The sequence below is a fragment of the Xanthobacter sp. BG11Y11_SDJG genome, assembly GCF_057364445.1.
Genome location: NZ_JBNFNU010000115.1, coordinates 1 through 11,169, shown reverse-complemented (window position 1 = coordinate 11,169; position 11,169 = coordinate 1). Strand labels below are relative to the sequence as shown.

12 protein-coding genes and 1 pseudogene are annotated in these 11,169 nt (G+C 68.4%); 10 read left to right on the top strand and 3 right to left on the bottom strand.

Annotated features, from left to right (window positions below; all coding sequences use genetic code 11):
- Positions 1 to 357 (bottom strand): annotated as a pseudogene (locus tag AC2W7M_RS11710) (hypothetical protein); the annotation flags it as partial.
- A gap of 204 nt (positions 358 to 561) precedes the next feature.
- Between AC2W7M_RS11710 and dapA the strand changes: the two are divergent.
- From dapA to AC2W7M_RS11680, 6 genes are all read left to right on the top strand, one after another.
- Positions 562 to 1,461: a 4-hydroxy-tetrahydrodipicolinate synthase gene (gene dapA, locus AC2W7M_RS11705; RefSeq protein WP_486132516.1), complete on the top strand. Its 900-nt coding sequence runs from the start codon at positions 562 to 564 to the stop codon at positions 1,459 to 1,461.
- A 24-nt stretch (positions 1,462 to 1,485) separates the two neighbouring features.
- Positions 1,486 to 1,719, top strand: coding sequence for a hypothetical protein (locus tag AC2W7M_RS11700; protein ID WP_486132515.1), 234 nt, complete (start codon positions 1,486 to 1,488; stop codon positions 1,717 to 1,719).
- Positions 1,716 to 1,997 carry a type II toxin-antitoxin system RelE/ParE family toxin gene (locus AC2W7M_RS11695; protein ID WP_486132514.1) on the top strand — a complete coding sequence of 94 codons (282 nt, stop codon included), beginning with the start codon at positions 1,716 to 1,718 and terminating at the stop codon, positions 1,995 to 1,997. Before AC2W7M_RS11700 ends, AC2W7M_RS11695 begins: the two co-directional genes overlap by 4 nt.
- A gap of 54 nt (positions 1,998 to 2,051) precedes the next feature.
- Positions 2,052 to 2,528: an SsrA-binding protein SmpB gene (smpB, locus tag AC2W7M_RS11690; protein ID WP_394017152.1), complete on the top strand. Its 477-nt coding sequence runs from the start codon at positions 2,052 to 2,054 to the stop codon at positions 2,526 to 2,528.
- Positions 2,529 to 2,604: 76 nt separating this feature from the next.
- Positions 2,605 to 3,000, top strand: a complete 396-nt coding sequence (locus tag AC2W7M_RS11685; RefSeq protein ID WP_486132513.1) for a VOC family protein — start codon at positions 2,605 to 2,607, stop codon at positions 2,998 to 3,000.
- Entirely contained in the window at positions 2,997 to 3,563 is a 567-nt protein-coding gene (locus AC2W7M_RS11680; RefSeq protein WP_486132512.1) for a peroxiredoxin, read from the top strand. The genes AC2W7M_RS11685 and AC2W7M_RS11680 overlap by 4 nt, the downstream gene beginning before the upstream one ends.
- Here AC2W7M_RS11680 and AC2W7M_RS11675 read toward each other — a convergent pair.
- The gene (locus AC2W7M_RS11675) at positions 3,542 to 4,225 is read right to left on the bottom strand and encodes a uracil-DNA glycosylase (RefSeq protein WP_486132511.1); all 684 of its coding nucleotides are present in this window, start codon (positions 4,223 to 4,225) and stop codon (positions 3,542 to 3,544) included. The genes AC2W7M_RS11680 and AC2W7M_RS11675 overlap by 22 nt on opposite strands.
- Positions 4,225 to 4,830 carry a LabA-like NYN domain-containing protein gene (locus tag AC2W7M_RS11670; protein WP_486132510.1) on the bottom strand — a complete coding sequence of 202 codons (606 nt, stop codon included), beginning with the start codon at positions 4,828 to 4,830 and terminating at the stop codon, positions 4,225 to 4,227. The genes AC2W7M_RS11675 and AC2W7M_RS11670 overlap by 1 nt, the downstream gene beginning before the upstream one ends.
- Before the next feature lie 210 nt (positions 4,831 to 5,040).
- On the opposite strand from AC2W7M_RS11670, the gene rpoZ reads away from it, so the two are divergent.
- The 4 genes from rpoZ to AC2W7M_RS11650 all read left to right on the top strand — a co-directional run.
- Complete coding sequence (rpoZ, locus tag AC2W7M_RS11665) at positions 5,041 to 5,424, top strand: DNA-directed RNA polymerase subunit omega (RefSeq protein WP_486132509.1); 384 nt, start codon at positions 5,041 to 5,043, stop codon at positions 5,422 to 5,424.
- Positions 5,425 to 5,603: 179 nt separating this feature from the next.
- Positions 5,604 to 5,948: an FAD assembly factor SdhE gene (locus tag AC2W7M_RS11660; RefSeq protein WP_486132508.1), complete on the top strand. Its 345-nt coding sequence runs from the start codon at positions 5,604 to 5,606 to the stop codon at positions 5,946 to 5,948.
- Positions 5,945 to 9,520 carry a transcription-repair coupling factor gene (mfd, locus tag AC2W7M_RS11655; RefSeq protein ID WP_486132507.1) on the top strand — a complete coding sequence of 1,192 codons (3,576 nt, stop codon included), beginning with the start codon at positions 5,945 to 5,947 and terminating at the stop codon, positions 9,518 to 9,520. The genes AC2W7M_RS11660 and mfd overlap by 4 nt, the downstream gene beginning before the upstream one ends.
- 11 nt (positions 9,521 to 9,531) lie before the next feature.
- Positions 9,532 to 11,169: EAL domain-containing protein (locus tag AC2W7M_RS11650; RefSeq protein WP_486132506.1), on the top strand; the 1,638-nt coding region annotated here is incomplete at its 3' end.

Here is an 11,169-nt window from a genome sequence, read left to right as displayed (position 1 = left end):
GCACCACGCGGGCCGGGGGCTGCGGCCTTGGACTGGGCTGCCGGAGGACGACTTGGCGGCGGACGCGCCGGGCTTGGACGGCGGCATCGGCGCCGAGGCGCTCGCCGACGTCTTGCCGGTATCCTTTTTCGCCGTGTCCTTCTTGCTCGTATCCTTCTTGGAGTCGGCCTTCTTGGAGCTGGCGGATGTCTTCGAATCGGGCGGCGTCGGGGGAAGGGGCGCCGCTTGGGACGCTGCCATCGCGCCGAGCGTGGCGACGGCGATCGCCACGGCGCTGGCGCGGATCAGGGTCGAAACTGGCGACATGAGCAAACCCTCGCGGCCCGGATATCCGATGAGCGCCGCATGTTCCGCCACGCGAATTGACGAAACCCTAACCACATCAGAGCAAACGATGAGGGCGAAAGCGGGGCTGCCACAACCTCGGCCCGATGCCCTTCCGCCGCGCCGGGACAGGCTAAGGGTTCGGATCGCCGTGCGCTCGACCGCCGGCGCAGCCGCGGCCTCCCTCGGGGCGCCGAGCGGGCAGATCAACTCTACGCCAGGAAACGAGGCGCCCCCATGTCGCCCTTGCCGTCGCCGTCGCCCTTCCGCGGGTCCTTCACCGCCCTCGTCACCCCGTTCCGCGACGGCGCCCTCGACGAGAAGGCGTTCCGCGGCCTCGTGGACTGGCAGATCGCCGAGGGCACGCACGGTTTGGTGCCGGTGGGCACCACCGGCGAAAGCCCGACCGTCTCCCACGCCGAGCACAACCTGGTGGTGGAGTGGACCGTCGAGCAGGCGGCCGGCCGGGTGCCGGTGATCGCCGGCGCCGGCTCCAACAACACCGCCGAGGCGATCGCGCTCGCCGTGCACGCCCAGAAGGTGGGCGCGAGCGCGCTGCTGGTGGTGACGCCCTACTACAACAAGCCCGGCCAGGAAGGGCTCTTCCGCCATTTCAAGGCCATCGCCGACGCGGTGGACCTGCCGATCTTCATCTACAACATTCCCGGCCGCTCGGTGATCGACATGTCGGTGGAGACCATGGCGCGGCTCTACGAGATCCCGAACATCGTCGGGGTGAAGGACGCCACCGCCAACATGGCGCGGGTGTCGATGCAGCGGCAGGTGCTGGGGGAGGGCTTCATCCAGCTTTCCGGCGAGGATGCGACCGCGCTCGGCTTCATGGCCCATGGCGGGGTCGGCTGCATCTCGGTGACCTCCAACGTCGCCCCGCGTCTGTGCGCTGCGTTCCAGACCGCGTGCCTCGGCGGCGACTTCAAGGCCGCGCTCGCGATCCAGGACCAGTTGATGCCGCTCCATACGGCGCTGTTCGTGGAGACCAATCCTGCGCCCACCAAGTACGCGCTGTCGCTGCTCGGCAAGATGAGCGACGAGGTGCGCCTGCCGATGGTGCCGGTGTCCGAGAGCACGCAGGCGGTGGTGCGCAGCGCCATGGTGCATGCCGGCCTCATCAATTGAGGCAGCGTCTGGTATAAGGGTGGCATGACCAAGCTGCTCGACGAAGCCATCGCCGAAATCCGCAAGCTGCCCGACGCGGAGCAGGACCGCGCGGCCGAGGTCTTGCTCGGCTTCGCGCAGAACACTGCGCCAGGATATGAATTGACGCCTGCGCAGGTGGCCGAAGTCGAGCGCATAGTCCGCGAGATTGATGAGGGAACGGCCACCTTCGTCACCGAGGAGGAGATGGACGCGATCTTGGCGCGCTTCAGGACATGAGGGTTCGGTTCTCAAGAGCAGCCCGCCGCCATGTGGCCGATATCCTCACTTACCTTGCCAAGCAAAATCCCTGCGCGGCCGAACGGGTCAGCGACGACATCGCTCAAGCTCTGTCCCACTTAAGGACGGTGCCCACGTCCGGACGTCCTGGCGTGGTGCCTCGGACGCGCGAGTGGGTGATGACACGGCGCCCTTACATCATCGTCTATCGCATTGAAGACGAAGGTAGCCTGATGACTGTACTCGCCGTCTACCACACCGCCCGCCGCCGCCCCTGATCCCTCCTCCCTTGCCGCTTGCTTCGCCGCGGCCGTGCGACCACATTCCCCACCATGAGCAGCAAGAAGACGGAAGCGCCGCGCAAGATCGCCGCCGACAACCGGCGGGCGCGGTTCGACTATGAGATCGGCGAGGTGTTCGAGGCCGGCATCGCCTTGACCGGCACCGAGGTGAAGAGCCTGCGCACCGGCAAGGCCACCATCGGCGAGAGCTATGCCGCCCAGAAGTCCGGCGAGATGTGGCTCTACAATGCCTATATCCCGGAATATCTGGAGGCGAACCGCTTCAACCACGAGACCCGCCGGCCCCGCAAGCTGCTGCTGCACAAGCGGCAGATCAGCAAGCTCGGCCATGCGGTGGAGCGCGAGGGCATGACGGTGGTGCCGCTGAAGATCTATTTCAACGACCGCGGACGCGCCAAGGTGGAGATCGCCATCGCCCGCGGCCGCAAGAGCCATGACAAGCGCGAGGCGCTGAAGGAGAAATCCTGGGAGCGCGACAAGGCGCGCCTGATGCGCGACCGCGGCTAGAGCACGCGCTATCAGCTTGCAACGCAAGCTGATCAGATAACGCGTTCTCTATCATTGAGTTGGGAGGGAAGGGGAAATGGCGCTGCCGGTGTCGTTCGACCATTGCGTGGTCCATGTGAGCGACTTTGCGGTCTCGACCCCGTTCTACCGCGACGTGCTCGGCGCCGAGGTGGTGACGACGCCCGCCGGCGGCGTCGCCTATCGCTTCGGCGCGCGCCAGCTCAACTTGCACGGGCCGGGCGTGGACGCGACGCCGGTGGCGCGGCTGCCGGTCCAGCCCGGCAACAGCGATTTGTGCTTTTGCTGGGATGGCCCGATCGCCGATGCGGTCGCGCACCTCGCGCGCCACGGCATCGTGCCGGAGCTCGGGCCGGTGGAACGGTTCGGCGCCGGCGGCACGGGCACCAGCGTCTATTTCCGCGATCCGGACGGGTCGCTGCTCGAATTCATCTCCTACGGGAGCCCATCATGACCGAGTTCCAATCCCTTCCCGATGGCCTGCCGGCCCCCGAGGACGACGGCGCCGCAACCCATCTGCCGGGCCTCGAACTGCCCATCATCCGCCTGCCCGCGACCGACGGGCGGGTGGTCGACCTCTCCGGCCTGTCAGGCCTCGCGGTGGTCTATGTCTATCCGCGCACCGGCGTGCCCGGCGAGCCGCTGCCCACGGGCTGGGACGAGATTCCCGGCGCGCGCGGCTGCACGCCCCAGGCCTGTTCCTTCCGCGACCATTTCGCGCTGCTGCGTGAGGCCGGAGCCGATCACGTGTTCGGCCTCTCGGTGCAGGAGACGCCGGTGCAGAGGGAGGTGGCGGAGCGCCTGCACCTGCCGTTCCCGCTGCTGTCGGACTCCCGGCACGAACTGGCCCATGCCATCCGCCTGCCCATGTTCGAGGTGGAGGGGATGCGGCTCCTGAAGCGCATCACGCTCATCATCAATGAGGGGGCGATCTCCCACGTCTTCTATCCGGTCTTCCCGCCGGACAAGAGCGCGGCGGACGTGCTCGCCCACCTTCAGAGCGCGGCGTCGAGATAGGCGCGGGCGGTCGCGAAGACGGCGTGGAACATGGCTGGGGTCAGCACGCCGGTATTGGTGTTGTAGCGCGAGCAATGGTAGCTCGCGATCACCCGCCGTCCGCCCACCGCGCCTTCGGACCCGTGGCCGAACCTGAGATGCGCGGCGCGCCCGCCGAGCGCCTGGACGGTGGAATCGTGGGCGATCTTGCCCAGCGTCACGATCACTTCGAGGCGGGGCATCTCGGCGATCGCGGCGCCGAGAAAGGGCCGGCAGGTGCGGATTTCCTCGGGCGTCGGCTTGTTCTGCGGCGGCACGCAGCGCACCGCATTGACGATGCGGGCATCGCGCAGGGTCAGGCCGTCGTCGGGCGCGGCGCCGTAGCGCCCGGCGGCGAAGCCGAACGCGATGAGCGTGGAATAGAGCAGGTCGCCGGCGAAATCGCCGGTGAAGGGCCGCCCGGTGCGGTTGGCGCCGCGCAGGCCGGGCGCGAGGCCGACGATCAGCAGCCGCGCCGAGAGCGGGCCGAATCCCGGCACGGGCGCGTTGTGCCATTCGGGCTCCAGCGCCCGCCATTCCTGCCGGAAGGCAGCCAGACGCGGGCACAGGGGGCAGTCGCGGCCCGGTTCACTCTGGCCCGGTTCGCGGGTGGGGGAAGGGGAGGGGGCCGCCGAAGCGGCCATCACAGGTCGCCGGGGTCGGCGGCGGGCGAGCCGCGGCGCTCCAGGAAGCGCGGGGTTTCCTGCATGCGGCCGGCGCGCTCGCCGGGATCGCGGCCGATCTTGGGCTGCAGTTCCACGAGGTCGATGAACACGTCCGCCTGGCGGCGCAGGTCGTCGGCGATCAGCGGCGGCTGGGTGGAGATGGTGGACACCACCGAGACGCGGACGCCCTTGCGCTGGAGCGCCTCCACCAGCGAACGGAAGTCGCCGTCGCCGGAGAAGAGCACGATATGGTCCACGTGCTCGGCCAGCTCCATGGCGTCGACGGCGATCTCGATGTCCATGTTGCCGCGCACCCGGCGGCGGCCCTGGGCATCGGTGAACTCGCGGGCGAGCTTGGTCACCACCGCGTAGCCGTTATAGTCGAGCCAGTCGAGCAGCGGGCGGATGGAGGAGTATTCCTGGTCCTCGATCAGGGTCGTGTAGTAGAACGCGCGCAAAAGATAGCCGCGGCTCTGGAATTCCTTGAGAAGGCGCTTGTAGTCGATGTCGAAACCGAGCGCCTTGGTAGCCGAGTATAGATTTGCGCCGTCGATGAGGAGAGCGATCTTCTCAGTGCCCTGCATACAAATATCCGCCGCTTGAAGAGGTGGGGCGTAACGATAGAGCGACTATAAAATAGGCCGTCCGCCGCCTTTCTCCGACGAAGGCGGTTGCAACGCAAGCGAAATCAAGAGCGCTCTTGCCGGAAGTGGTGAATTGCTGTATCGCACCCTCTTCCCTGAGCCCATCCGGCGTTGGCCCTGGTCGCTGGCGCATGAAGGAGTGACGAGCCCATGGCCCGTGTCACCGTGGAAGATTGCATTGACAAGGTGGATAACCGCTTCGAGCTGGTCCTGCTCGCGGCCCACCGTGCACGCATGGTTTCGTCCGGCGCGCCGATCACGGTCGACCGCGACAACGACAAGAATCCGGTGGTGGCGCTGCGCGAGATCGCCGACGAGACGGTGAGCCCCGAGGATCTGCTGGAAGACCTCATCCACTCGCTGCAGAAGTACACCGAAGTGGACGAGCCCGAGCCCGAGGCTGTCCCCATGATCACCTCCGGCGAGGGCGCCGGCGACGACGACGTGCAGATGGACCGCATGACCGAGCAGGAGCTGCTCGCCGGCCTCCAGGGTCTCGTGCCGCCCGAGCACACGGACGACGACGAGGGCTGACCCCTCTTTTGCTTCAGGACTGCACGGAACGGCCGGGCCTCGCCCGGCCGTTTTCCTTTTCGCGCCTGTCCGGTGCCGGCCCCGGTCTGGCCAAAACCATCTCCTTGCCCGTATAAGCACCGCGTCGGACGCGCTCCCGGAGCGCGGCCGATGTCCGTGTTTCAGCGCAAAGGTGGCCCATGTCCGGCACTACGAGCGGCCTGGAGAGATCGAGCGGCGGCCTCGACCCGCGCCGGCGGCGCATCCTGTTCCGCGCCCGTCACCGCGGCATGCGGGAGATGGACTTCATCATGGGCCGCTTCGTCGATGCCGAGGTGGAGCGCCTGTCCGAGAGCGAGCTGGACGAGTTGGAGATCCTGCTCGACGCCCAGGACCAGGAGGTCTTCTCCTGGATCTGCGGCACCCTTGCCGTGCCCGCCGAGCGCGACACCCCCTTCTTCCGCCGGCTGAGGGACTTTCATTGTCCGGCCGGCGGCGCGCCGGCTGACAGGCCGCCCAATTTCCTGATCCGGAGTTCATCGTGAAGCGTCCCCGCCTCGTCGCCGAGGCCCTTCAGAAGGGCCGGCCGCTGATCCTCTCGCGTGTCGCCGACGGCATGGAGGGCATGGCGGTGGCCGACCTCGCCCGGTCGGTGGCGGCGGGCAAGGACGCGCCCTGGCCGAGCCTTCTGGTGATCTGCCGCGACGGCCAGCGACTCGCGGCCCTGGAGCGGGGCCTCGCCTTCTTCGCGCCGGAGCTCCAGGTCTTCGCCTTCCCCTCGTGGGATTGCCTGCCCTATGACCGCGCCTCGCCCAACGGCGCCATCGTCGCCCGCCGCATGGCGACGCTCGCCCGCCTCGCGCGGGTGAAGGGCGGGCCGGCGAGCGTGGTGCTCACCACCGTCAACGCCACCGTGCAGCGCGTGCCGGCCAAGGGCCTGGTCGCGGCGCAGTCGCTCTCCGCCGCGCCGGGCAACGCCATTGCCCTCGACGGGGTGACGCAATGGGCCGAGCAGAACGGCTTCCTGCGCACCCCGACCGTGCGCGACACGGGCGAATATGCGGTGCGCGGCGGCCTGATCGACCTGTTCCCGCCCGGCCTCGACCAGCCGATCCGGCTCGATTTCTTCGGCGACACGCTGGAGAGCATCCGCGCCTTCGACCCCGAGACCCAGCGCACCACCGGGCAACTGAAGTCGCTCGACCTCGTGCCCATGGCCGAGTTCCAGCTCACCACCGACACCATGCGCCGCTTCCGCCAGGCCTATGTGAGCGCCTTCGGCGCCGCCCAGCGCGGCGACACGCTCTATGAGGCGGTCAGCGAGGGCCGGCGCCATGCCGGCATGGAGCACTGGCTGCCGCTGTTCCACGAGCGCTTGGACACGCTGTTCGACTATGTGGAAGCGACGCCTCTGGTGCTCGATCCGCTCGCCGACGAGGCGGCGGGCGAGCGCATCGCGCAGATCGCCGACTATTATGCCGCCCGCAAGGACGCGCTGGACCATCCCGCCGGCGGGCCGGTCTACAATCCGCTGCCGCCCGACCGGCTCTATCTCGCCGGGCCGGAATGGACGAAGCGCATCTCTGACGCCCGCATCGCCCGGCTGACGCCGTTCGCGGCGCCCGAGGGGGCAGGGGCGAACGTCATCGATCTCGGCGGCGCCCAGGGGCGCTCCTTCGCCGCCGAGCGGGCGGATCCGGAGGGCAATGTCTTCGACGCCGCCGTCGCTTATGTGCGCGAGCTGCAGGCGTCGAAGAAGGTGATCCTCGCCGGCTGGTCCGAGGGCTCGCGCGAGCGCCTCGGCACCGTGCTGGCCGACCACGGCCTCACCGGCACCGCCGCTATCTCCCGCTTCGACAGCCTCGCCGCCTTGCCGAGGACCCAGGCGGCGCTCGTGGTCTATGGCGTCGAGGCCGGCTTCGAGACGCCGGACTTCGCCCTGATCGGCGAGCAGGACATCCTCGGCGACCGCCTGGTGCGCCCGAAGCGCAAGGCGCGCCGGCCGCAGGACGTGATCTCGGAGCTGACCGCGCTCACCGCCGGCGACCTCGTGGTGCATGTGGACCATGGCATCGGCCGCTTCGTCGGGCTGAAAGCCATCGAGGCCATGGGCGCGCCCCACGACTGCCTGGAAATCCACTATGCCGGCGGCGACAAGCTGTTCCTGCCGGTGGAGAATCTCGAACTCCTGAGCCGCTACGGCTCGGAAGACACCGAGGCCCAGCTCGACAAATTGGGCGGCGGCGGATGGCAGGCGCGCAAGGCGCGCATGAAGAAGCGCATCCGCGAAATGGCGGCCGAGCTCATCAAGATCGCCGCCCAACGCCAGCTCGGCGAGGCGCCGCGCCTGGTGCCCGCGGCCGGTCTGTATGACGAGTTCCGCGCCCGCTTCCCCTATGAGGAGACCGACGACCAGGAAGCCGCCATCGACGCGGTCCTGGACGATCTCGGATCGGGACGCCCCATGGACCGCCTGATCTGCGGCGACGTGGGCTTCGGCAAGACGGAAGTGGCGCTCCGTGCGGCCTTCGCCGTGGCGCTCTCGGGCAAGCAGGTGGCGGTGGTGGTGCCGACCACGCTGCTCGCGCGCCAGCACTTCAAAACCTTCACCGAGCGCTTCAAGGGCCTGCCGGTGCACATCGCCCAGGCCTCGCGCATGGTGGCGGGCAAGGATCTGACGGCGGTCAAGAAGGGCATCTCGGACGGCACCGTCGACATCGTCGTCGGCACCCATGCGCTGCTTGGCAAATCCATCCACTTCAAGGATCTCGGCCTCGTCATCGTCGACGAGGAGCAGCATTTCGGCGTCGCCCACAAGGAGCGCCTGAAGCAGCTGCGGGCCGAGGTGCACGTGCTGACGCTGACGGCGACGCCGATCCCGCGCACGCTCCAGCTCGCCATGACCGGGGTGCGCGAACTCTCCATCATCGCCACCCCGCCGGTGGACCGCCTGGCGGTGCGCACCTTCGTGACGCCGTTCGACCCGCTGATCGTGCGCGAGGCGCTGCTGCGCGAGCGCTACCGGGGCGGACAGAGCTTCTATGTGGTGCCGCGCATCGAGGACCTCGCCGAGGTGCGCGCCTTCCTGGAAGCCTCGGTGCCCGAGGTGAAGGTGGCGGTGGCGCACGGCCAACTGGCGGCCGGCGCGCTGGAAGACATCATGACCGCCTTCTATGACGGCCAGTACGATGTCCTGCTCTCCACCACCATCGTGGAATCCGGGCTCGACGTGCCCAATGCCAACACGCTGATCGTGCACCGCGCCGACATGTTCGGCCTGGCCCAGCTCTACCAGCTCCGGGGCCGTGTGGGCCGGGCCAAGCAGCGCGCCTATGCCATCTTCACCGTGCCGGCGGCGAAGCCCGTCACCGCGCAGGCGGAGCGGCGGCTCAAGGTGCTGCAATCGCTGGAGACGCTCGGCGCCGGCTTCCAGCTGGCGAGCCACGACCTCGACATCCGCGGCGCCGGCAACCTCTTGGGCGACGAGCAGTCCGGCCACATCAAGGAGGTGGGGTACGAACTTTACCAGGAGATGCTCCAGGAGGCGATCGCCCACATCAAGGCCGGCATCACCGACTATGTGGACGACAAGTGGTCGCCCAACATCACCATCGGGACCCCGGTGCTAATCCCCGAGGACTATGTGGCGGATCTGCATGTCCGCCTCGCCTTGTACCGGCGCCTCGCCGACCTGCAGGAGGACCAGGAGATCGACGGCTTCGCGGCCGAGCTGACCGACCGCTTCGGCGCAGCGCCGGAGGAGGTGGGGCACCTGGTTCAGCTTGCCAAGATCAAGGCGCTGGCCCGCAAGGCCAATGTGGAGAAGGTGGACGCCGGCCCGAAGGGCGTGGTGCTGGGCTTCCGCGACAACGAGTTCGCCGATCCCTCCGGCCTGGTGAAGCTGATCGGCCAGGAAGGGCCGCAGGCCAAGGTCCGGCCTGACTTCAAGGTGGTGTTCCTGCGCGACTGGCCGAAGCCCGAAGCGCGGGTGAAGGGAACGCTGGCGATCCTGAAGAAGCTGGCGGACCTTCCGGCCGGAAACAAATGGCGTAAGGAGTTACCTATTCGGCCTCAGGTTGACAGGGCCGACGGTTCACCCTGGACCGTCGGGATCTGAAGCTGCGATGAGTGAGAGGCGCACTCGGGATGAGCAAACTCCGTTTGCAGCTGTTTCAGCTGTGGCCCAGGCAGCTGGAGATGCTCGTACCGCTCGTGTTCGTCGCCGCGGTGCTGCTGGTCTCGGTGCTCTACCTCCTGCTCGATTTCCAGCGCACGCGCCTGGAGGTGAGCAGCCGCTATGAAGCGCATGCCGCCGGCCTGCTGCGCTGGACCGAGGCCAACCTGGACCATATCGCGACGGAGTTGCGCAAGTCGGCCGAGGGCACCGGCGACCTGTGCTCCAGCGAGGCCATGGCCAGCCTGCGCCAGGGGATCGGCACGCTGGTGCCGCTGACCGCGCTGGAGTTGCGGACGGAAGGCGGCACGGCCTGCTCCTGGCGCCCCCCGATCGCTCCGGCGGCCTGCGCCGGTGCTGCCGATGCCGGCACGGTGCGGGTGCCGATCAGTCTCGGAGAGGGTCGGCTCTCGGTTCTGAATATGCGCGGCGCCTGCGCGTTCTCCGCGCTCGCTCCGGCCGACATGGCCTTCGCGGTGCACCGCCATATGCGGCCCCGGACCGAGGCCAAGCCTGAGGCCAAGCCTGAGGCCCCACAATCGGTGGGGCATGGGAGCCACCTTTGGCGCAGCCTGATCGGGCGGCTTGAAGTGGAAGCCGCTTCCGCGCGGTGGCCGGTCACGGTCCAGGTGGGCATCGGCGGCGCGTCCATCGCCCACCACTGGATCAAGGAGCTGCCGCTGCAACTCAGCCTGATCGGTGGGCTGAGCCTCGCTTTGTGGTTCGGACCCATGTCGCTGGTCCGCCGTCACCTGTCCGTGGAAGGCCAGGTGCGGCGGGCGCTGCGGCGCAACGATTTCTTCCTTGTCTACCTGCCCACCGTCGAACTGGCGTCGCGCAAATGGGTGGGGGCGGAGGCGCTGCTGCGCTGGCGCCATGCCCACCACGGCGTGCTGATGCCCAGCGCCTTCATTCCCTGGATCGAGGAAAGCCCGCTGATCCATGACACCACACGCTGGGTCATGATCCGGGCGGCGCGCGATCTTCCCCACCTGTCGCGCTCCATTCCGGATTTCACCGTGTCCGTCAATGTGCCGCCCCATCAGATCGCCGACCCGCGGCTGATCGAGCTGGCCGACGAGGCGTTCGGCACGAGGCCCCAGGCCCTGTGTCAGGTCGTCATCGAGATGACCGAGCGGCAGATGCTGGACCACAGCGCGCCGGCGCTGCGCCACGTGCTCGGCGAGCTGCGGCGCCGCGGCGCGCAGATCGCCATCGACGATTTCGGCTCCGGTTTCTCGAACCTGACGGTTCTGGGGATGATCGACGCCGACCAGGTGAAGATCGACCGGTCCTTCCTTCAGGAAGAGGCCTGGACCCAGCCGAACATGCTGGAAGCCATGATGCCGCTCCTGAGGGATATCGGCGTGCTGGTCATTGCCGAAGGGATCGAGACCGAACGCCAGCTGGACCGGGTGCGTCGCTGTGGCATCCGGTTCGCGCAGGGTTTCCTGTTCGCCCGCCCGATGGAACTAGAGGCGTGCTCGCGCTCTGGGCACGGCCACTCGCGATCCGCTCGGGCGGGCGACGCCATGGCAGCGCCCACGCCGCGGCTGCGCGCGCCAGACGGCGCGGCGCGACTTGATGCCATC

Bases quoted from the DNA above. Each gene is read 5' to 3' on its own strand.
- AC2W7M_RS11680 (WP_486132512.1), top strand. From the start codon at position 2,997: ATGACCGAGTTCCAATCCCTTCCCGATGGCCTGCCGGCCCCCGAGGAC.
- dapA (WP_486132516.1), top strand. From the start codon at position 562: ATGTCGCCCTTGCCGTCGCCGTCGCCCTTCCGCGGGTCCTTCACCGCC.
- AC2W7M_RS11685 (WP_486132513.1), top strand. From the start codon at position 2,605: ATGGCGCTGCCGGTGTCGTTCGACCATTGCGTGGTCCATGTGAGCGAC.
- AC2W7M_RS11670 (WP_486132510.1), bottom strand. From the start codon at position 4,830: ATGCAGGGCACTGAGAAGATCGCTCTCCTCATCGACGGCGCAAATCTA.
- smpB (WP_394017152.1), top strand. From the start codon at position 2,052: ATGAGCAGCAAGAAGACGGAAGCGCCGCGCAAGATCGCCGCCGACAAC.
- AC2W7M_RS11660 (WP_486132508.1), top strand. From the start codon at position 5,604: ATGTCCGGCACTACGAGCGGCCTGGAGAGATCGAGCGGCGGCCTCGAC.
- rpoZ (WP_486132509.1), top strand. From the start codon at position 5,041: ATGGCCCGTGTCACCGTGGAAGATTGCATTGACAAGGTGGATAACCGC.
- AC2W7M_RS11695 (WP_486132514.1), top strand. From the start codon at position 1,716: ATGAGGGTTCGGTTCTCAAGAGCAGCCCGCCGCCATGTGGCCGATATC.
- AC2W7M_RS11700 (WP_486132515.1), top strand. From the start codon at position 1,486: ATGACCAAGCTGCTCGACGAAGCCATCGCCGAAATCCGCAAGCTGCCC.
- AC2W7M_RS11675 (WP_486132511.1), bottom strand. From the start codon at position 4,225: ATGGCCGCTTCGGCGGCCCCCTCCCCTTCCCCCACCCGCGAACCGGGC.